This window comes from Streptomyces sp. NPDC104309 (assembly GCF_055584025.1).
The window spans coordinates 1-21431 of record NZ_JBVJMV010000032.1 but is presented as its reverse complement, the minus strand read 5'-3'; the positions used below and the strand labels follow the sequence as shown (position 1 = coordinate 21431).

The 21431-nt window shown below is 70.5% G+C and carries 17 protein-coding genes; 13 read left to right on the top strand and 4 right to left on the bottom strand.

Translation table 11 applies throughout. From position 1 onward, the window contains the following. Window position 1 precedes the first annotated feature (1 nt). The 4 genes from ACZ68L_RS33450 (at window position 2) to ACZ68L_RS33435 (ending at window position 3187) form a co-directional block, all read left to right on the top strand. Entirely contained in the window at window positions 2-730 is a 729-nt protein-coding gene (locus ACZ68L_RS33450) for a type 1 glutamine amidotransferase (RefSeq protein ID WP_361454741.1), read from the top strand. Window positions 731-873: 143 nt separating this feature from the next. Continuing rightward, a complete protein-coding gene (locus ACZ68L_RS33445; protein WP_469584674.1) occupies window positions 874-1899 on the top strand; it encodes a 6-phosphofructokinase in 1026 nt (341 codons plus the stop codon). A 112-nt stretch (window positions 1900-2011) separates the two neighbouring features. Continuing rightward, window positions 2012-2962 carry a cytochrome c oxidase assembly protein gene (locus ACZ68L_RS33440; RefSeq protein ID WP_469584672.1) on the top strand — a complete coding sequence of 317 codons (951 nt, stop codon included), beginning with the start codon at window positions 2012-2014 and terminating at the stop codon, window positions 2960-2962. Window positions 2963-3028: 66 nt separating this feature from the next. After that, window positions 3029-3187: a hypothetical protein gene (locus tag ACZ68L_RS33435; RefSeq protein ID WP_469584668.1), complete on the top strand. Its 159-nt coding sequence runs from the start codon at window positions 3029-3031 to the stop codon at window positions 3185-3187. A gap of 34 nt (window positions 3188-3221) precedes the next feature. Here the strand turns inward: ACZ68L_RS33435 and ACZ68L_RS33430 are convergent, their stop codons facing one another. Continuing rightward, window positions 3222-3617: an SSI family serine proteinase inhibitor gene (locus tag ACZ68L_RS33430; protein WP_469584664.1), complete on the bottom strand. Its 396-nt coding sequence runs from the start codon at window positions 3615-3617 to the stop codon at window positions 3222-3224. 341 nt (window positions 3618-3958) lie between these two features. Between ACZ68L_RS33430 and ACZ68L_RS33425 the strand changes: the two genes are divergently transcribed. From ACZ68L_RS33425 to ACZ68L_RS33415, 3 genes are all read left to right on the top strand, one after another. Beyond that, entirely contained in the window at window positions 3959-4552 is a 594-nt protein-coding gene (locus ACZ68L_RS33425) for a COG4315 family predicted lipoprotein (protein ID WP_469584661.1), read from the top strand. 4 nt (window positions 4553-4556) lie between these two features. Then, window positions 4557-4982, top strand: coding sequence for a cupredoxin domain-containing protein (locus ACZ68L_RS33420; protein WP_469584659.1), 426 nt, complete (start codon window positions 4557-4559; stop codon window positions 4980-4982). 766 nt (window positions 4983-5748) lie between these two features. Beyond that, on the top strand, window positions 5749-7860 hold the full coding sequence (locus tag ACZ68L_RS33415) for a glycoside hydrolase family 6 protein (RefSeq protein WP_469584656.1): 2112 nt from the start codon (window positions 5749-5751) through the stop codon (window positions 7858-7860). A 116-nt stretch (window positions 7861-7976) separates the two neighbouring features. On the opposite strand, the gene ACZ68L_RS33410 is transcribed toward ACZ68L_RS33415, so the two are convergent. Beyond that, entirely contained in the window at window positions 7977-9509 is a 1533-nt protein-coding gene (locus ACZ68L_RS33410) for an alkaline phosphatase D family protein (RefSeq protein ID WP_469584654.1), read from the bottom strand. Window positions 9510-9890: 381 nt separating this feature from the next. On the opposite strand from ACZ68L_RS33410, the gene ACZ68L_RS33405 reads away from it, so the two are divergent. The 5 genes from ACZ68L_RS33405 to ACZ68L_RS33385 are packed head-to-tail and all read left to right on the top strand — an operon-like array spanning window position 9891 to window position 20015. Further along, window positions 9891-12788 (top strand): alpha-L-rhamnosidase, encoded by a 2898-nt coding sequence (locus ACZ68L_RS33405; RefSeq protein WP_469584652.1) that lies wholly within the window; start codon window positions 9891-9893, stop codon window positions 12786-12788. Further along, a complete protein-coding gene (locus ACZ68L_RS33400; protein ID WP_469584647.1) occupies window positions 12785-14092 on the top strand; it encodes an ABC transporter substrate-binding protein in 1308 nt (435 codons plus the stop codon). Before ACZ68L_RS33405 ends, ACZ68L_RS33400 begins: the two co-directional genes overlap by 4 nt. After that, entirely contained in the window at window positions 14089-15039 is a 951-nt protein-coding gene (locus tag ACZ68L_RS33395) for a carbohydrate ABC transporter permease (RefSeq protein WP_469584643.1), read from the top strand. The genes ACZ68L_RS33400 and ACZ68L_RS33395 overlap by 4 nt, the downstream gene beginning before the upstream one ends. Next, window positions 15036-15911 carry a carbohydrate ABC transporter permease gene (locus ACZ68L_RS33390; protein ID WP_469584640.1) on the top strand — a complete coding sequence of 292 codons (876 nt, stop codon included), beginning with the start codon at window positions 15036-15038 and terminating at the stop codon, window positions 15909-15911. Before ACZ68L_RS33395 ends, ACZ68L_RS33390 begins: the two co-directional genes overlap by 4 nt. A 9-nt stretch (window positions 15912-15920) precedes the next feature. After that, window positions 15921-20015, top strand: coding sequence for a hypothetical protein (locus ACZ68L_RS33385; RefSeq protein ID WP_469584637.1), 4095 nt, complete (start codon window positions 15921-15923; stop codon window positions 20013-20015). Window positions 20016-20024: 9 nt separating this feature from the next. On the opposite strand, the gene ACZ68L_RS33380 is transcribed toward ACZ68L_RS33385, so the two are convergent. Next, a complete protein-coding gene (locus ACZ68L_RS33380; protein ID WP_469584634.1) occupies window positions 20025-20390 on the bottom strand; it encodes a transcriptional regulator in 366 nt (121 codons plus the stop codon). Continuing rightward, window positions 20387-20527 (bottom strand): hypothetical protein, encoded by a 141-nt coding sequence (locus tag ACZ68L_RS33375; protein WP_469584632.1) that lies wholly within the window; start codon window positions 20525-20527, stop codon window positions 20387-20389. Before ACZ68L_RS33375 ends, ACZ68L_RS33380 begins: the two co-directional genes overlap by 4 nt. Before the next feature lie 32 nt (window positions 20528-20559). Between ACZ68L_RS33375 and ACZ68L_RS33370 the strand changes: the two genes are divergently transcribed. Continuing rightward, window positions 20560-20691, top strand: coding sequence for a hypothetical protein (locus tag ACZ68L_RS33370; protein ID WP_469584626.1), 132 nt, complete (start codon window positions 20560-20562; stop codon window positions 20689-20691). Window positions 20692-21431 lie beyond the last annotated feature (740 nt).

Genomic DNA, 21431 nt, shown 5'->3' with positions numbered 1-21431 from the left:
CATGAGCAACAACGGTCTGCGTCTGGTCTGGGTCTACCCCGACCTGCTCAGCACCTATGGCGACCAGGGCAACGCGCTCGTGGTGGAGCGCCGGGCCCGGCAGCGCGGTCTCGACGTGCAGCGCGTCGACGTCCGCAGCGACCAGCCGGTACCGACGTCCGGCGACATCTATCTGATCGGCGGCGGTGAGGACCGGCCGCAGCGCCTCGCCGCGGAGCGGCTGCGCCGTGACGGCGGGCTCAGCCGGGCCGCGTCCAACGGCGCGATCATCTTCTCGGTCTGTGCCGGGTACCAGATCCTCGGCCATGAGTTCATCAACGACCTCGGTGAGCGCGAGCCCGGTCTCGGGCTGCTCGACGTGGTCTCCACCCGCGGCGACGGGGCCCGGTGCGTCGGTGACGTACTGGCCGACATCGACCCGAACCTCGGCCTGCCGCCGCTGACCGGTTTCGAGAACCACCAGGGCATCACCCATCTCGGCCCGACGGCACGGCCGTTCGCCCGGGTGCAGTTCGGCCGGGGCAACGGCACCGGCGACGGTACCGAGGGCGCGTACAACGACACCGTCTTCGGCACGTACATGCACGGGCCCGTGATGGCGCGCAACCCGCTGATCGCCGACCTGCTGCTGAAGCTGGCGCTCGATGTCAACGCACTGCCCCCGACGGACGACCGCTGGTACGAGGCACTGCGCGCCGAGCGCATCGCCTCGGCGACCCAGCCCGCCTGATGAGGCGTATTTCGCTCAGCTGAGCAGCGTCCAGCAGGCGGACGGCCGGTTCGGTCCCGCCACCCTGCGCCGGTAGGGTGGCGGGGAACCAACCGGACGACGTGGTCCGGTCGTCGGCCCACGTTGCAAAGGTTTCCCGGGCAATGCGAATTGGTGTGCTCACCTCCGGCGGCGACTGCCCCGGCCTCAACGCCGTCATCCGCTCCGTCGTGCATCGCGCGGTGGTCGACCACGGCGACGAGGTCATCGGCTTCCACGACGGGTGGAAGGGGCTCCTCGACTGCGACTACCGCAAGCTCGACCTCGACGCGGTCGGCGGCATCCTCGCCCGCGGCGGTACGATCCTCGGCTCCTCCCGGGTCCAGCCCGCCCATCTGCGGGGCGGCGTCGAGCAGGCCAGGGGCCATGTCGCCGACCTCGGGCTCGACGTGATCATCCCGATCGGCGGCGAGGGCACGCTGAAGGCGGCCAATCTGCTCTCCGAAGCGGGCCTGCCGATCGTCGGGGTACCGAAGACGATCGACAACGACATCGCCTCCACCGATGTGACCTTCGGCTTCGACACCGCTGTCGGTGTCGCCACCGAGGCACTCGACCGGCTCAAGACGACCGCCGAATCTCACCAGCGGGTGCTGATCGTCGAGGTCATGGGCCGCCACACCGGCTGGATCGCTCTGCACTCCGGCATGGCCGCCGGTGCGCACGCCATCGTCGTACCGGAACGCCCCTTCGACATCGACGAACTGACCGAGGTGGTCGGCAGGCGCTTCTCGGCCGGCAAGAAGTTCGCGATCGTCGTCGTCGCCGAGGGCGCGAAGCCGCGCGAGGGCTCCATGCAGTTCGAGCAGGGCACCAAGGACATCTACGGCCACGAGCGGTTCGCCGGCGTGGCGACGCAGCTCTCCACCGAACTGGAGCAGCGCCTCGGCAAGGAGGCCCGCCCGGTGATTCTCGGCCATGTGCAGCGCGGCGGCACCCCGACCGCGTACGACCGCGTGCTCGCCACCCGCTTCGGCTGGCACGCGGTGGAGGCCGCGCACCGCGGCGAGTTCGGCATGATGACGGCGCTGCGCGGGACGGACATCGTGATGGTGCCGCTGGGCGAGGCCGTGGAGACCCTGAAGACCGTTCCGGCCGAGCGGTACGCCGAGGCGGAGTGCGTGCTCTGAGCGACACCCCTGTCCGACGAACCGCCCCCGGTCGCAGCTGCGGCCGGGGGCGGTTCTAGTCTGGTCGGGACAACCGGCACGAAACGGGGATGTCCCCAGCGGGAGTGAACAGATGGATCACAGCGGGCACGGCATGAACATGGATCTGCCGCCGTTCACGCTGGGACGTGGGCTCCAGTTCTCCGCGGACCCGTTCTTCCTCATCGGCTGCGTCCTCGCCATCGGCCTGTACGGCTACGCCGTGCTGCGACTGCGCGGGCGCGGGGACAGCTGGCCGGTCGGCCGGACCGTCTTCTTCGTCGTCGGGGTGCTGAGCATCGCCCTGGTGATGTGCACCAAGCTCAATGACTACGGCATGGTCATGTTCAGCGTGCACATGGTGCAGCACATGGTGATCAGCATGCTGTCACCGATCCTGCTGCTGCTGGGCGCTCCGGTGACGCTGGCGCTGCGCGCGCTCCCGGTCGCGGGGCGTGGCCGGACCGGCCCGCGCGAGCTACTGCTCATGCTGCTGCACAGCCGCTACATGAAGATCATCACGCATCCGGTCTTCACGATCCCGATGTTCATCGCCAGCCTGTACGCGCTGTACTTCACCCCGCTCTTCGACTTCCTGATGGGTTCGAAGACCGGGCACATCGCGATGATGGTGCACTTCCTCGCGGTCGGCCTGGTGTTCTTCTGGCCGATCATGGGCGTCGACCCGGGGCCGCACCGGCCCGGCTATGTCATGCGGATGCTGGAGCTGTTCGCCGGGATGCCGTTCCACGCCTTCTTCGGCATCGCGCTGATGATGGCGTCGACCCCGATGGTGGAGACGTACAAGCATCCGCCGGCCTCGCTCGGCGTGGACGCGCTGAGCGATCAGAACTGGGCGGGCGGCATCGCCTGGGCCTTCAGCGAGATCCCGTCGGTGCTGGTACTGATCGCGCTGGTCTTCCAGTGGTACCGCTCCGAGCAGCGCGTGGCCAAGCGCTCCGACCGGGCTGCCGACCGGGACGGGGACCAGGAGCTGCAGGCGTACAACGCCTATCTCGCCTCGCTGCAGGCGCGCGGGCAGTAGCGGCGGGCATGCCTCCTGGGTGACGATGGCCTCCACGGCCGCGTGGCCGATGAGGAGGGTGCGGGCATGTCCGGATCCACGAAGACCATGGGAATGATCACCGTGGTGGCCCTGATCGCGGTCACCTGTTACACGGTGGCGCTGGGCAGCAGCGGCTGGCTCTGGTTCGGCTGGGTGATGCTCGGTCTGATCACCGTCGGAATGGCCGCGACGCGCGATTCCTGAGCCGGGGCTCCCACCCGGCTCGGGACGACCGGAGTCAGAAGCGGAAGACCGGCCCGGTGAGCGTGTCCGCCTCACAGGCATTGGGGAACGTCTTCCGCCAGGTGACCGGACGCCCGTCCCATGTGCCGGTGGCCGTGACCGTCACCGGGTCGTACTCCTTGGTGCACAGGTGCGGGTCGCCGGGCAGACGGTCCAGGTCACCGGCCGCCGCTACGAGCGCCGCGCAGGCGGTTGCCGCCTGCGGATGGCGCGCGTCCGGGGCGGGCGGGCAGGCCAGCGGGACACCACGGATCCAGGTGTTCTCGCCGCCCGAGACCGTGAGGAAGAGGCCGCGGTCCGGCACGGGTTCCTCGGACCTGGCAGCCGTGGCGGGCACCGCGGTGGTGAGGGTGAGCAGGGCAGCGGCGGCGAGGCTCGCGCGCAGGCGCATCGGAGAACTCCTGTGGCTCGGGGGGTCCGGGACGTCCCGGCTCGGGGGTCCGGGTGGTCCGGACTCGGGCCGGTTGCGTGTCAGCCGCCCCAAAGAACCCGCCTTCGGGAACCCCGCAAGGTGATCCCGGAAGTCCACGCCGGGCAAGGAGCCGCGCCGCCGGTCCCACGGTCCGGGGCCGTCGGCGGGTCCGGCTGGAGTACCGCCGGGAAGGAGAGCTGCACCCGGACGGATTCGACCGGCGGGTCCCCCCGAGCGCCTGCCGTTTCTCCTGCCGCGCGGCCCCTAACGTTCGGCCGAGATGCCGCCGGAACGGCGGCCGGATCCGAGGAGCTCTTGTGTTGGGGAACCATGTCAGGCCGGCCGTCGCCGTGATCGTGATGGGCCTGTTCGCCGCCGTCGTCGGCGGTTGTTCGAACAGCAGCGGTACGAAGCCGTCGGCGTCGGAAACCGCCGCCGCGAGCACCCCGGCGGCAACGGGAAGCCCCTCCGCCTCCCCGTCGAAATCGGTCTCCGCCTCGGGAACCGTGGCCACCGCGTCCACCCCGCTCGGGACCATCCTGGTCGACGGAAAGGGCCGGACCCTCTACCTGTGGGCGGCCGACACCACGTCCCGGTCGAACTGCTCGGGCGGCTGCGCCAAGGAGTGGCCGCCCCTGATCGTCAGCGGCGAGCCGGTCGCCGGCAAGGGCCTGAAGGCGGGTCTGCTGGGAACGACGAAACGTGACGACGGCAGCAGGCAAGTCACGTACAACGGGCATCCTTTGTACTACTTCGCGGATGACAGAGTGGCCGGTGACACCAAGGGCCAGGGGGTCAACGACTCCGGCGCAAAGTGGTACGTGCTCGACCCGTCCGGCAACAGGATCACGGGCGGGGCCGAGTCCGGTTCCTCCAAGCCCGGCTCCGCCCGGCCCACCGGCGGCGGGTACTGACACCGTGCACACTCCACTCACGCCCGGCCGGGCCCGTGTCGCCGTGGCCGCCGCGATCCTCTGCGCGACCGCCCTCACCGGGTGTTCGAACAGTGGTGGCGGCAGCTCGTCGCCCGCCAGTGCCGCACCGTCCGCCGCCCCCTCGGCCGTTCCGTCCGGCTCGGCGTCCCCGGTCGGCAAGGTGCTGATCACGATCAAGGACTTCGCCTTCGAGCCGGCCCGGCTGACGGTCGCCCCGGGGACGCTGATCACCGTGGTCAACGAGGACGCCGCGACCCACACCGTGACCGCCACCGGCAGCGCCGCGTTCGACACCGGCGATGTCGCGCCGGGGAGGACGGTCACCTTCACCGCCCCGGCCAAGGCCGGCACGTACCCGTACATCTGCACCATTCACCCGTATATGAAGGGTTCACTCGTCGTCCGGTGACGCGCGCCGGGCGCAACGCGGCGACCGGGCCCCGGTGTACCTTCCCCACCTGCGGTTGTGCGCCTGGGGCCGGTCCCGCGCCGGGTCTTCACGTCGACGAACCCGTGAAGCAGTTGCGATGCAACTCTTGACAGGTTCGCATCACCACGTCACCTTGGGAGCGCTCCCACAATCAAGACTTGCACGCAACGGCCGTCGCACACCTCGACGGTGAAACCTTCCGCGGCATCGGGCCCCGCTCGCCGCCCGACTCCGCTCCGCATCACCGCGCCGCACCCTCCTCCGCCCCACCCCTCCCCCCACGACACCCGCCACTGGAGGATTTGTGCCGATATCCCGTAGAACGTTCAGCAGCGCCCTGGGAGGTGGTCTGCTCGCCATGGGCCTGTCCCCTGGCGCCGCCGTCGCCGCGCCGGCCGCTCCCGCGGCCCGCGGCGCGACAGCGGGGTGCCTCGACGGGCGAGTTCCAGCTGCGCCTGAACAAGACCGACTGGTCCGGCTTACGAGACCGACGACTACAGCCACTTCACCAACACCGCCGACGCCGACGCATCGAAGGTCGTGGCGTACCTCGGTGGCGCCCTCCCCCGGGGCGTCGAGCCATGAGCGGCCGGCCCCGGGCCGGCGCACCGGGGCTCACCGTCCACGTCGCCGTGGACCTGGCGGCGGGCATCACGCCCTCACAGGACCGCCACCCCGGACAACACCCCCACGAACCCGTCTGCGGGGCACCTCCGCGGGCGTACGAGAGGAGCACGGAGCCGCAATGAGAAACAGAGGCACCACCCTGCACGGAGTACGCCGAAAACTGGCCGCGCTCTCCGCCCTGGCGATGGGCGCGGCGCTGGCGGTGGCCATACCCTCGCCGGCGTCGGCCGCAGCCCGCGTCGACAACCCGTACGTGGGCGCCACCGCGTACGTGAACCCCGACTGGTCCGCCAAAGCGGCGGCCGAACCGGGCGGCAGTGTGATCGCCGATAAGCCCTCCTTCGTCTGGATGGACCGCATCGCGGCCATCGAGGGCGCGGGCGACGCGATGAGCCTGCGCGAGCACCTCGACACGGCCCTGGACCAGGGCGCGAACCTCTTCCAGGTGGTCATCTACGACCTGCCGGGGCGGGACTGCGCCGCGCTGGCGTCCAACGGTGAGCTCGGCCCCACCGAGCTCGGCCGGTACAAGACCGAGTACATCGACCCCATCGCCGCCATCCTCGCCGACCCGGCCTACGCGAGTCTGCGCATCGTCACCGTCATCGAGCCGGACTCGCTGCCCAACCTGGTCACCAACGCGGGCGGCACGGCCGGGTCGACCGACGCGTGCGCGACGATGAAGGCGAACGGCAACTACGAGAAGGGCGTCGGCTACGCCCTGCACACCCTCGGCGCCATTCCGAACGTCTACAACTACATCGACGCCGCCCACCACGGCTGGCTGGGCTGGGACTCCAATTTCGTCCCGGCGGCCCAGGAGTTCAAGAAGGCCGCGACATCGGAGGGCGCCACGGTCGCCGATGTCCAGGGCTTCATCGTGAACACGGCCAACTACTCGGCCCTGAAGGAGCCATACTTCAAGGTCACCGACACGGTGAACGGCACCACGGTGCGCCAGTCCACATGGGTGGACTGGAACTACTACACCGATGAGCTCTCCTTCGCGCAGGCGCTGCGCACGGAGCTGGTGAGCCAGGGATTCGCCTCCGACATCGGCATGCTGATCGACACCGCCCGCAACGGCTGGGGCGGTTCCGCCCGGCCCACCGGTGCGGGTCCGCTGACCAGCGTGGACGACTATGTCAACGGAGGCCGCGTCGACCGGCGCATCCACGCGGGCAACTGGTGCAACCAGAGCGGCGCCGGCGTCGGCGAGCGGCCGACCAGCGCCCCCGAACCCGGTATCGACGCCTACGTCTGGGCGAAGCCGCCTGGCGAGTCGGACGGCAACAGCCGGCCCATCGACAACGACGAGGGCAAGGGCTTCGACCGGATGTGCGACCCCACGTACACCGGCAACGGCCGCAACGGCAACAACCTGTCCGGTGCCCTGCCGAACTCCCCGCTCGCGGGGCACTGGTTCTCCACGCAGTTCCAGGAGCTGGTGCGCAACGCCTACCCGCCGCTGAACGGCGGCGGCGGTGGCGACACCCAGGCGCCGACCGCGCCCACGGGGCTGAAGGTGACGGGCAGGACGAGTGGCAGTGTCTCGCTGTCCTGGACGGCGTCGACCGACAACGTCGGTGTGACCGCGTACGACGTGTACCGCGCGGGAGTCCGGGTGGGCTCCTCCGCGTCGACCTCCTACACGGACACGGGTCTGACGGCCTCGACCGCGTACAGCTACACGGTCAGGGCCCGGGACGCGGCCGGTAATGTCTCGGCGGCCTCCGCGGCGGTCTCGGCCACGACCGACCAGGGCGGCGGCACCGGCGGCGGCACGCTCAAGGTCCAGTACAAGAACAACGACTCCTCAGCCACCGACAACCAGATCCGGATGGGTCTGCAGCTGGTCAACACCGGAACGAACGCGGTGGATCTGTCGACGGTGAAGGTGCGGTACTGGTTCACGCCCGAGGCCGGTGCGAGCACCTTCGGCACCGCGTGCGACTACGCGGTACTCGGCTGCGGCAATGTGACCCACGGCGTGTCCTCCTCGGGCAGCGCGGCCCCGGGGGCCAGCCATTACCTGGAGGTCGGCTTCAGCAGCGGCAGTCTGGCCGCGGGCGCCTCGACCGGGGAGATCCAGCTGCGGCTCAACAAGAGCGACTGGTCGAACTTCGACGAGACCGACGACTACAGCCACGGCACCAACACCAGCTACGCCGACGCCTCGAAGGTCGCCGTCTACACGGCCGGCACCCTCACCTGGGGCACCGCCCCCTGACCGGATCCTCCGTCGCCGTCCGGACGGACGGCGACGGAGCCCGGGTGCCGGGCCGGGGACGGGCCCGGCACGGTCCGCCCTCTGCCGCTCCCCCGGCAGGGGGCGACCGGTGTGCCTCAGGCGGGCTGGATCCCGGGCCGGCCCGCCTCGGTCACGAGCGAGGTACGGGTCGAGACGGGGGCTCCGGGGGTGGTGACGTACGGAAGCACCCGGAAGTCGGCACGGCAGCGCTCCCGGGTCAGCGAGCAGCGCACGTAGCCGCGCTGGAAGTTGGTGAACTTGATGTGCTCATTGGCCGCGAGCAGCCTGGCGCCGGAGGGGTCCAGGTCCATCCCGTCCTTCGTGGTGGAGATGGAGGAGCCGACGAACTCGACGCCGAGCGTGGGCGATCCGGGGTCGTCGAAGTCCTGTTTGAGATCGGCGGCGAGGTGGCGGTGCATGTCACCGGTGAGTACGACGGGATTGCTCACGCCGCGGTCGGTGATCTCCTTGAACAGCCGTCGGCGCGCGTCCACGTAGCCGTCCCAGAAGTCCATCACGAAGGCCTGGCCGGGGCCGGGGTCGGTATCGACCTGGGCCACCGGAATCTGCTGGGAGATCATGTTCCATGTGGTGTCGGAACGTCCGAGGCCGTTGTAGAGCCACCGCTCCTGCTCGGGGCCGAGGATGGTGCGGCCGGGTTCGAGCCGTTCGTCGCAGCCGCTCTTCGTTCCGTCGCCGCAGGGCTGGTCGTCGCGGAACAGCCTCGTGTCGAGGATGTGGAACGTGGCCATGCGGCCGTAGCGCAGACGGCGGTACATCCGGGCCTCGAAGCCGTTCGGTTTGTTCGGCAGTCGCAGCGGCAGGTGTTCGTAGTACGCCTGGAAGGCCGCCGCGGCGCGTTGCCGGAAGACCGCCGGGTCCTGGTCGGGTTCGTTGTCGGCCTTGGACTTGTCGCGTGCCCAGTTGTCCTCGACCTCGTGGTCGTCCCAGACGACGGCGAACGGGTGGACCCGGTGGGCGGCGATGAGGTCGGGGTCGAAGCGGTGCAGGGCGTGACGGTTGCGGTACTGGACGAGGTCCATCGGTTCGAGGCGCAGCTCGGCGGCGACGGGGACGTTGCGTACACCGCCCATGGCGTCGATGGCGTTCTCGTAGATGTAGTCGCCCAGGTGCAGGACCAGGTCGACGTCCTCCTCGGCGAGGTGCCGGTAGGCCGTGTAGAAGCCTTCGAACCACGCCTGGCAGGAGACGAAGGCGAAGTCGAGCTCCTTGGGACGGCTGTGCGGCGGGGGTGCGGTGCGAGTGCGGCCGACGGGGCTGTGCACGCCGCCGGCGCGGAAGCGGTAGTAGTAGTGCCGGCCCGGCTGGAGTCCGGAGACCTCGACGTGGACGGAGTGGGCGAGCTCGGGCACCGCGCGGGTGCGGCCCCGGCGTACCACGGACCGGAAGCGTTCGTCGCGGGCGACCTCCCACTGGACGTCGACGGAGTACGGCGGCATGCCTCCGGCGCCGTCGGGGGCCAGGGGCTGGGGCGCGAGGCGGGTCCACAGCACGAATCCGTCGGGCCAGGGATCGCCGGAGGCGACTCCCAGGGTGAACGGGTCCTCGTGGAACGCCGCGTCGCCCCAGGCGCTGCCTGCCGACAGGCCGGCCGCGGCGAGTGCCATCCCGACCGTTCCACCGAGCATCGCCCGTCTTCCGAACCCTCCGGCGCCGCCTGCCCCACTGTTCATCGACATGAGACTCGTCCCTTCGCCGGGCGGGATCCCGTCCGGCACGAGGTGGGATCGACGCGCGATTTCACGTCCGCACTTGTGGTAATCACAGGCTGGATATCACAGGGAATCACGCGCCACAAGACCACACGCGGGTGGTCACAATGCCTTTCACAGCTGGTTAGTTGGGGATACATCGCCCCTTGTCCGAAGCGGCCGAGGGAGGGATCGGCAACACCCTTGACACCCCTCAGGGGGGCTCATAGTCTCCACGCCACAGAATTAACGTTAGATTTCACATGAGGAAAATCGGTGCGACGGAAGGACGTGCTCGTGTCCGGTTCCTCCGCAGCGGACGTGTCCGCCCCCGGCCCCGCCGGAGACCGGGCGCTGCGGCCGTTCGGCCTGCGGTGCGAGCACCGGACCACCCCGCTCGGGATCGACGAACCCGCGCCCCGGCTCTCCTGGCGGCTGGCCTCCGAGCGCCGCGGGGACGACCCCGTGGCCCATCGGGTCCGTGTCGCCGAACGCCCCGAGGAACTGGACGAGGGCGGTCAACTCCTCTGGGACACGGGACGGGTGACCGATCCCGGCGCGATCGCCGTCCAGTACGCCGGACCCGCGCTCCGGGGCCGCACGCGCTATCACTGGCGGGTCTCCGTCTGGCCGGGCGGAACCTCCGCGCCCGCCGAGGCGACGTCCTGGTTCGAGACGGCCTGCACCGACGCGGGGGCATGGCGGGCGTCGTGGATCACTCACGACCCGCGTCCGGTCGACGTCATGGACGCCCCCACCGAGGGCGAGTTCGCCCTCGACGACCACGGGCTCTCCCCGTGCCCCGTTCTGCGGCGCGCCTTCACCGGCTCGCCGGGCACGCACGCCCGGCTCCATGTCAGTGCGCGCGGCCTGTACGAGATCCGGCTCAACGGGGTCCGGGTCGGTGACGCCGAACTCGCGCCCGGCTGGACCGACTACCGTCAGCGCGTCCAGTACCAGACGTATGACGTGGGCGAGTTGCTGCGTGAGGGGGAGAACGTTCTCGCCGCGACCCTCGCCGACGGCTGGTGGAGCGGATTCGTGGGCTTCGAACCGCGCCGGGCCGGGGCCCACTACGGTTCGAAGCCGCAGCTCCTGGCCGAGCTCCACCTCACCGGTCCGGACGGCCGCGCTACCGCGATCGTCACCGACGACAGCTGGCGCACCGGCACGGGGGTCATCCGTCACGCGGATCTGCTGATGGGCGAGTGCCATGACCTGCGGCACGCGGCCGACGGCTGGGAGCTGCCCGGCTTCGACGACTCCGGCTGGTCCCCGGCCCTGGTCACGGACGCCGATCACCGGTTGCTCGTGGCGTCCGTGGACGAACCCGTGCGGGCGATGGCCGAGTTGCGCCCGTGCTCGGTCACCCGTACGTCACCGGACACCCATGTCGTCGACTTCGGTCAGAACCTCGCCGGACGGGTGCGGCTGCGGATCGATGAACTCGCCGCCGGGGCCCGGGTGGTGATCCGGCACGCCGAGGTGCTGGACGCCTCGCACAGTCTGTACACGGCCAATCTGCGCACCGCCGCCGCGACCGATGTGCTCGTCGGGGACGGACGCCGCGACATCGTGTTCGAACCGCGCTTCACGTATCACGGCTTCCGCTATGTCGAGATCAGTGGGGTTCCCGCGCTGACCGAGTCCGATGTCGTCGCCGTGGCACTGCACAGCGACACCCCGTGGGCGGGGGAGTTCGACTGCTCGGACACCGAGCTCCGACGGCTCCACGACTGTGCGGCGTGGGGGCAGCGCTCGAACTTCGTCAGTGTGCCCACGGACTGTCCGCAACGCGACGAGCGGCTCGGCTGGCTGGCCGACGCGCAGGTGTTCCTGCCCACGGCCGCGCTCAACGCCGACGTCGCCGCGTTCTTCACGAAGTGGCTGCGCGATGTCGATGACGCCCGCACACCCGACGGCGGCTTCACCAATGTCGCCCCGCGCCTCGTGGGGGTCGCCGACGAAGGAGCGCCCGGCTGGGGCGACGCGGGTGTGATCATCCCGTGGCACCTCTACCGCATCTACGACGACCCGCGGTTCCTCGAACGGGCGCTGGCCGGCATGTGCGCCTGGGTCGATCTGATCCACCGCCACAACCCGGATCTGGTCTGGCGCAGGCGGGTGGGTCCGCACTTCTCCGACTGGCTCGCCCCCGGCACCCCCACTCCGCGCGACGTCGTCGCCACGGCCTACTTCGCGCACAGTGCCCGCCTCACGGCGCGGGCGGCCGATGTCCTGGGGCGGAACAAGGCCAGGGAGCGCTACCACCGGCTGGCCGACGACATCCGCCGCGCGTTCACCGAGCATTTCGTCACCGTCGACCAGGGCGCCGACGGGCCTCCCGCCGTGCGTATCGCAGGGGACACCCAGACCGGCTGTCTCGTCGCGCTGGGCTTCGAGTTGCTGCCCGCGGAGCTGGTCGGCGCCGCCGCGCGCCGACTCTCCGAACTCATCGAGTCGGCCGGGCCCGCACTGCTGACCGGCTTTCTCGGGGTCGCGCTCGCCGCGCCCGTCCTTGACGCGCACGGCCGGGCCGATCTCGCCCATGCGCTCCTGCGCCGCGACGAAGTCCCCTCGTGGCGGTTCCCGCTGCGGCACGGCGCCACCACGATCTGGGAACGCTGGGACGGGTGGACACCCGAGGCGGGGTTCCGCGCCCCGTCGATGAACTCCTTCAACCACTACGCGCTCGGCTCGATCGGCGAATGGCTCTACCGCGGTGTCGCCGGCCTCAACCAGGTACCGGACTCCACCGGATACCGTCATCTGCTGATACGGCCCCGCCCCGGCGCCCTGCGATACGCGAGCGCCCGCCACGCATCGGTCCGCGGCGCCGTCGAGGTGGCCTGGGAGAGGAACGGCGGCCGGCTCTTCCTGCGCGTACGGGTGCCACCCGGCGCCGTCGCCGATGTGCACGTGCCGACCACGGACCCCCGCTCGGTCCACGAATCGGGGGCGGTCCCGAGAGCCGACGACCCGCACGTCACATTGATCGCGACCCGCCCCGACCACGTTCTCTACCGCGTGTCCTCGGGCGAATACCGCTTCACCGCGGTCTGTCCGCCGGCTGACGACCAGGCCGGGACACCTCACGCGGATCGTCTTCGGCCGTCGCCCACCCCGAGCCCACGCACAACAGGACCGGCGGCGAAACCATCGTTCGGCCGTTCGCACGAGGAGGACACACCATGACGACGGGTTCTCACAGCCAACCGGACCGGAGCTCGGTCGGGCGCCGGGGATTCCTCCGGATCGGCGGCGGGGTCGTGGCGCTCGCCGCCCTTCCCCCCGTGCTGACGGCCTGCTCCGATTCGAGCGGAGCCTCCGGCAAGCTGCGCATCGTCGGCGTCGCCGACCAGCAGAAGCCGATCGAGGAGCTCGTCGGGTTGTACCGCAAGTCCCGTCCCGGCGACGGATTCTCCACCTCCTTCGCACCCACCGACCAGGTACAGACGGTGGTGCGCACCCAGCTCGCCGGGGGCAACGCCCCCGATGTGCATGTGCTCTATCCGGGCAGCGGCAGTGCCATGTCCATGGTCGAGCTGGCCAAGGCCGGGCTCCTCGCCGACCTCAGCGACCAGCCGTGGACCAAGGAGGTCCCGGCGAACTTCCACCCGGCGTACCGGTACCAGGGCAGGACGTATCTGTATGCGGCGGGCAGCAGCGTCATCGGCGCCATCTACAACAAGAAGGCATTCGCCAAGGCGGGGGTGCAGCCGCCCGGGACCTGGGGCGAACTCCTGGACGTCTGCGCCAGGTTGAAGGCCAAGGGCGTGATCCCGATCGCGCTCGGCGCACAGACTCCGTGGGTCACCCAGCTGATCACCTACGCGCTGGTCCCCAATGCGGTCTACGCGAAGAATCCCGGCTTCGACGCCGAGATGGCCGCGGGCAAAGCGCATTTCCGCGGCTCCGGGTGGGCCGACGCAATGAGCAAGTACAAGGAGTTGCAGCGCCGGGGCTTCTTCAACGACAACCCCAACGGGACGACGTACGAGCAGCAGACCTCCATGGTAGCGAGCGGCAAGGCGGCCATGGCCGTCCAGGTCTCCGCCGTCCTCGCCAACTTCCGGCAGGCCACCGGGACACCGGACGATCTCGGCATGTTCCCGTTCCCCGGCGGTGACGACGCGGCTCGTCTGTGGATCCCGGCCGGCATCGTCGTCGGTCTCGGTGTCTCCGCGCGGTCCAAGAAGGCGGCCGGGGCGAAGGCCTTCATCGAATTCCTGGGGAAGCAGAAGAACGTCGACCGCTGGGCGCAGTCGGTGGCCGCGATCCCGTTCAAGCATGACGCGTCCACCAGGATCGACCCCGTCCTCGACGGCTTCCTGCCCGTCATCGACGACAACCGGGCCGTCCCGTTCATGGACCAGAGCTGGCCCAACGCCGAGGTGCAGCCGGCCCATTTCGCCGCCGTACAGAATCTGCTCGCCGGCAGGACGGATGTCGACGGCGCGCTGGGACAGATGGACGAGGCCTACGGGAAGAAGTCGTGACGAGGACCTCCGAGAGGTCCGCCCCCGGCACGGCCGGCAAGGCAGCCGCCCCTTCCGTCGGCCGCGTCCGGCACCGCGATCACACCACTCCGCCGTGGATCTTCATGGTTCCGGCACTCGTCGTGTACGGCGTCGTCGTCCTGTACCCCAGCCTTGCCGGCGTGATGTACGCCTTCACCGACTGGTCCGGCATCGGCGGCTTCTCCTTCACCGGGCTGGACAACTTCCGCACCCTGCTGGACGACAGCCGGGCCCTGGAGTCCGTCAGCAACACCCTGCTGCTCACCATCGCCGTGGTCGTCGTCCAGAACGGCGTCGGACTGCTGCTCGCGCTCGGTGTCCACACCAACATCAGGTCCAGGGCCGTGCTGCGGCTGATCTTCTTCGCGCCCGCCGTCGTCAGCCCCGTCATGGTCGCGATCCTGTGGAAGTACGTCTACAACCCCGAGAACGGCGCGGGTCTCAACGGCGTGCTCGGTGCGATCGGACTCGGCGGTCTGCGCCAGGACTGGCTCGGCGATCCCTCGCTCGCCCTGTGGTCCGTCGCGGCGATGGTCGTGTGGCAGTACGCCGGCTACTCGATGGTGGTCTTCCTCGCTGGTCTCCAGGGCGTCCCCGCCGAGCTCCACGAGGCCGCGAGAATCGACGGCGCCGGTTCCTGGCAGCGCTTCCGTTATGTCACCTGGCCGCTGCTGGCCCCTGCTCTGACAATCAACCTCCTGCTGTCGACCATCGGCGGTCTGAAGCTCTTCGACCAGGTCTACGCCGCCACCAACGGCGGACCCGGCACCTCCAGCGAGACGCTGTCGACCGTGCTGTACAAGGAAGCGTTCGTGTACGGGAAGTTCGGCTACAGCACCGCCGTCGCCCTCGTCCTCGCGCTGTTCGTCGCCGCGGTCTCCCTGGTCCAGCTCCACCATCTGCGCGCGAGGGAGGTCACCGCGTGAGCACCGCACCGCCCCGAGGACCCGTGGGTCGGAAAGCCGAGCGCAGGGGTCGCCGACCGCGGTACGGGCGATACGTCCTCGAACTGGTCATGATCGCGGTCGCCGTGGTGTTCCTGTTCCCGGTGTACGCCCTGATCACCCTGGCGATGAAGGACCCCCGGCAGATCTCGGACTCCCCCCTCTCGCTCCCCTCCCCGCCCACCCTCGCCAACTTCGGCCATGCCTGGTCCTCCGCGTCATTGGGGCCCGCTCTGCTCAACAGCACGATCATCACCGTCGTGAGCCTGCTGCTCCTCGTCGTCCTGGGTTCCACGGGGGCCTACTGCCTCGCGCGCCGTGCCCGCGGCCTCGGCTACGGGGTGTACATCCTCTTCCTGCTGGGCATCGTGCTGCCCTTTCAGCTAGGCATGATCCCGCTCTACGAACTCGTCGACGACCTGGGCTGGCTGGGCACCTACCAGGGCATGGTGTTCTTCTACACGGGCATCCAACTTCCCTTCACCGTCTTCCTCTACACCGGATTCATCCGCGCCCTGCCGCAGGACTACGCCCAGGCCGCGCTCATCGACGGCTGCAATCACCGGCAGGCGTTCACCCGGATCGTCTTTCCCCTGCTGCGCCCGATCACCGGCACCGTGATCATCCTGAACGCCGTGTTCGTCTGGAACGACTTCTTCACCCCACTGCTGTACCTGGGCGGCTCCGGCAAGGAGACCGTGCCCGTCGGTGTGTTCGCGTTCGTCGGTCAGTACGTCTCCGACCACGGACTCGTCTTCGCCGGACTGGTGCTGGCGGCGCTGCCGATCCTGGTGGTGTTCGTGCTTCTCCAGCGTTATGTGATCAAGGGCTTCGCGGGCGGCCTCAAAGGCTGAGGACATCTCATGACACACCCGGCGCACCCGGCACTCCCCCCGACCATCGCGGCGATCCTCGCGGCACCCCCGCGCGCCTTCTCGCCCACCGCCATCTGGTGGTGGAGCGGGGAACGGCTCGACCGCGCACGGCTGCGGGCCCAGCTGGAACGGTTCGCGGAGGGCGGGGTGCACAACCTCGTGCTCCTCAATCTGGCGCCGTCGGGCCCTCTGTTCGGCTCCGACGCAGACGACCCGCCTTTCCTGTCCGACGCGTGGTGGGATCTGCTCGACGGCGTGTGCGACGACGCCGGCGAACTCGGCGTCAGCCTGTGGTTCTACGACCAGCTCGGCTTCTCCGGCGCCGACCTCCAGGCGCGGCTGGTCGACGAAGAGCCCGCCCACGCGGGCCGCCGACTCGACCGGCTGTGTGCCGTCGTCGACTCCGCGGCGATGCGGACCGGAGAGTTGCGGTGTCCCCCGGACGGACGCCCGCTGGCGGGCCGTGCCGAACCGGTCGACGCCGCCGGCCGGACCGTCGGCCCGGCGGTCCCGGTCGCGGTGGACGACGGGGTGGTGCGGGCGCCGGGGGCCGGGCGCTGGCGTCTGACGCTCCATCATCATGTGCCGCTCGGCTTCGACTACCTCGGCACCCGGGCGTGTGCGGCGCTGCTGGACCGGGTGCACGGGGAGTTCGAGCGCCGGCTGGGCGACCGGCTCGGTACCGTCGTCGTCGGCTCGTTCCAGGACGAGCTGCCGTCCCTGCCCACCTGGTCCCCCGGCTTCACCGATGCCTTTCTGCGTCTGCGCGGTTACGACATCACCGCACGGCTCGACGCCCTGTACGACGACAGCACGGATCCGGACGCCCACCGGATCCGGCGCGACTACCAGGTGACCCGCGCCGAACTGGCCGAGGAGGCGTTCTTCCGGCCGCTGGCTGCCTGGCACGACCGGCACGACCTGCTCGTCGGCTGCGACCAGCAGGACCCGGCCCGTGCCGGACACCCCGTCGCCGGCGTGGAGTTGTACGCCGACTACGCCCGCACCCACCGCTGGTTCTCGGCCCCCGGCTCCGACCACCACGGGGACGCCCGCATCCACTCCTCGCTCGCTCATCTCCACGGCCGCCCCCGCACCTGGATCGAGGCCTTCCACTCCACCGGCTGGGGCGGCACGCTGGAGGAGACGTTCGACTGGCTGCTGCCGTGGCTGCGCGCCGGAGCGACCCTCTACAACCCGCATGCCGTCTACTACACGACCAAGGGCGGCTGGTGGGAGTGGGCACCGCCCGCGACCGACTGGCGTCAGCCGTACTGGCGCCACCATCGTGTCTTCGCCGATGCCGTGACCCGGCTGTGCGCGATCCTGAGCCTCGGCCGCCATCTGTGCGACACCGCGATCCTGCTGCCGACCACCACGGCCCAGGCCGGTACCGCGCCGGACGGAATCACGGAAGCGGCGTCGCGGGCCCAGTCGACGTATCTGGAACTCGTCGGCGACATGGCCTGGTTCCGCACTCGTCCGGGCCTCATGGACCGGCTCGGCCTCGACGCCGATGTCATCGACGACGCGTCCCTGGCACGCGCCCGGGTCGCGACATGTGACGGCGACGTGCGGCTGAGGGTCGCGGACGAGGCGTACACCACGGTCGTGCTGCCCGCGTGCACGGTCCTGGAACAGGAGACGGCACGGCGACTCGTCGAATTCGTCCGCGCCGGTGGAAAGCTGATCGCGGTCGGCGCCCTCCCCGAACACGTCGTCGGCCCCGGCCCGGACACGGTGCCGGCCGAGCTGCGCGCGTGCTTCGCGGACGGCAGGGCCCTCTTCGTCGCCGGGACGGACGCTCCGGCCGGTTCGCTCACCGCCGCGCTCACGGGACCGCACCCGGTGGTCCGGGCCCCGGTCCCCGCACTCGCGCGTCGTGTGGAGGGCGCCACGGTGGTGTTCCTGACCGCGGGATCCCCGCGGGCCACCCGGGCGGCCGTCGCGGCGCCCGACGAGCGCGGCGCCGCACTGGGCTGGCTGGATGCCCGGTACGACTTCGACCCCGACCGTTACGCGCGCCGTGCACGGGTGCGGGTGCGGATGCCGGACGCGGTGGGCCCGGCCCTCCTGGTCGATCCCTTCGGCGGCGCTCCCCGGACGTTGCCGGCGCGTCCCGTCGACGACGACGCCGGATACGCCGAAGTCGACGTGCCCTTCGACCGGGGACCCGCGGCGTTGCTGGTGTTTCCGGACCGTACCCAGGAGACGGCCCCGACCGAGACACCCGCGCCGCCCGGCGTCGCAGCGGCCGTCACCACCGTCGAGATCCCTTTGGAAGCGGACTGGGACATGACACTCGTGCCGACCCTCGACAACACCTGGGGCGACTTCGCCCGACCCGCCACCGGCCCGCCCGACGGCCCGGCCGTCACCGAGTGCCGGACCTTCCGGCACCGCGTGGAAGCGGCCGGGGAGGACGGCGTACGGGACGGCTGGGCCAGGCCGGACCGAGCCGATGAACAGGCCAGGGACACGGTCCACGCGACCTTCGGCCCGCACGCGCTGCTGCTCCGCGACGGTGCCGGACCAGACGGTGCGTCGCCCCTCGCATGGTCCGACACCCTGGGAGTGCGCAAGGACCCCGTCCACCGTGCCGTTCTGGGGCCCAAGGGGCATGTGCCGGAGGAGTTCGCGCACATCGGCCCCACGGCCGCCGGACGGGTGGCGCTGCTGTGCACGGTGTTGTTCCTCGACGAGGACTTCGACGGACATCTCGCGGTCGGTGCCGCGGCGGCGAAGCGGGCCCGGATCGACGGTGCGCCCGTAGTCCTGGACGACAGGGGCCACCTCGCGATGGGCCCGCTGCGGGTGGAGTCGGGCCGCCACCTGCTCGAACTCGAACTGACACCCGATCAGGACCTTGATCTGCGGGCACATGTGGCGCTCGTACGCGATCCGGAGCGCTACCGGCGCCCGGAGTGGATTCACGCTGCCGCAGCGATGGGCACGGCACTGCGTCTGACGGCCCTCCCCGTCCGGGCCGTCGTCCAGGTCGCCGCGCGGGTGCCCTGCGTACTGCGCGTCAACGGACATGTCGTGGGCAGACAGGGCGGGTTCGATCCGTACGCCGAACACGCGGTGCCCCGCGTGCGACGCCATGACGTGGCGGCGGCCCTGCGCGTCGGTGACAACGACATCACGGTCGATCCGTCGGGCGGCGGCGACCGCGCGGTCCAGGTGGACGCGGCCTTCGACGACGGGAACGGCGACCGGGTCGCGACCCTGCACAGCGACGCCCGGTGGTGGACCGAGAGCGAGCGGGGACGTGTACCGGTCGCGGTGCGTCGCGAGCCGGTGGGTGACCCGGCCGCTCTGCATCTGCGCCGCCGCCCTCATCCGCTGCCGGGCGCCGCGTGGCTGGACCCGGCAGCGGACGACGGCACGGTGGTGCCGGTCCGGTTCGCCGTACCGGGGCACCGCGAAGCGGTGGAGTGGCTGTGGTGGGAACTGCCGCCCGGAGCCACCGGGCTGACAGTCCGCGTGTACGGCGAGGCGACGGTCTTCGTGGACGGCTCCGCGTGCGACGCCGCCATCACCGCCCCCGACGCCCGGGGCGTGCGGACCCTCAGGGCCGACCTCTCGGTCGGTGCCCCCTCCGGCCCTCGAACCGCGGCCCTGCGCGTCCGGACGCGCCCCGGTCGCGAGGGAGGCGCCGCCCTGGCCGGCCCGGTGAGCTGCGAGGTCGGCCCCGGGAGGATTCGCCTCGGCGACTGGGAGACGCGCGGCCTGGCCGAGTACAGCGGCGGTGTGCGGTACCGCCGATCGGTCAACGTGCCCCCCGGGGCCGCGGAGGGACCCGTGTCGCTGGATCTCGGCCGGGTCCGGGGGACGGCGGAGGTGCGGGTCGGTGACGCGGAGGCCGGGGTGCGGGTGTGTTCCCCGTACGTCTTCGATCTGACGGGTCTGGTCGGACCCGGGGCCAACACCCTCGACATCACCGTGTTCGGGACGCTGGCACCCCACCTGGACGCGGCGAGCCCGACCCACTTCGTCTTCCCGGGGCAGCGCGTCAGCGGATTGCTGGGTCCCGTCCGGCTACGGACCGGTGGCCGCGAGGAGGGCGAGGGACGGGTGTGAGCTTCGTGATCAGCGGACGGCACCCGTCAGCCCGGCCGGCCGGGCGCCTGCGCCTGCGTCCTGGGCCGCGGAGACGATGTTCTGCAGCGCGGTGACGTGCCGGGCCAGTGAGAGTTGCCCTGCGGGGGGAATGAGGGAGAGCCAGGTCCGCGGCCGCTTACCGACATAGCCCTTACGGATCTCGACGTATCCGACGGCCTCCAGGGCCGATGCGGCCTTGCTCAGGACCGAGTCGGACACCTGGCAGTGGTCACGAACCATCGCGAACTCGGCTTCGGCGCAGGCGGAGAGAAACGCGGCGACGGCCAACCGGAAAGGGGTGTGCAGCGTCTCGTCGAGGGCGGGCCCTTGCGGCTGGGACGGGCCGGCGTTCACACCAGTTCCTGCAGTCGGTGCCTGATCACGGTGTTGTGGCGGGCAAAGCCGGCCCAGTGGCCGAGCCACAGCGTGACCGCCATGGCGACGACGGTGACGTGGGCTCCGCCACCGGCCGCCCAGCACGCTCCCACCACCAGGCCGGCAGCGGGATGGTGGGGCCAGGATCGTGAGGATCCGTTTCCTGCGCTCCGCCCTGGACTGTGCGGACCTGGACTGGATCACGCCCCTGCTCCGCTTCGAGGCCCGCCTGAGCGCAAAGACGACCAGCCCTGCCGGCGGCCACACGACCCATTGCTGAACGAGGAACCTGTCCGCCTCCATGAGCCTCTGTGCCACAACGAGGTAGATCGCGAGGACGGCACCACTGGCCGGCCCGTACCAGGGAGGCGCGATCCGGGCCTGGAGCCGTGCGCGGGCCTGGGCGGCGCCGATGTCCCGCAGTGCACTCGTCGCGGCGTCCGCCGACAGCGTGGCGTCGTGTGATCCGTCGGTGGTGGTGTGCTGTTCCATCATGCGCTCCAGGCATCTCCGTCGGCGTCTCGGCCGGGCAACTACTGCCATCACGCCATGTACTTTCTCCGGGGAAAGTACATGGCCGACTCTCTTGTCCGCAGACACCCGGGGCGGAGAGCCGAGCTCCGTGAAACCTTGTTCACCCCGTCGCGGAAGGCGTAGCGAACCACAAGTGAGCCGCCTCTTCGGAGCACGTACCGCGATCCGGCACGGATCGGACTACCTGTTCCACCCCGGCATGCTCAGCACGGGAGGGGCTCCCAGCCGCCGCTCCGCAGCCCACGGCCGCACGGGGGACAGGGAACCAACGTTCGTCCTGTTCATAGGCACCGTGTTCAGTCATGATGAAGCGTCAGCAACTGTGTGATTGCCGGACCACCTGCGGGGGCAGGGCTTCGGCGTAGTCGTGTGACGTCCGGTTCGTGATCAACCGAGGCCGAGGAGTGCCAGGGGGCGGAGTGGGTCGCGGGCGTTGTGGTGGAGGCCGGCCGCGGTGTTCTTCACTCCGGCCGTGCGGAGTGCTCC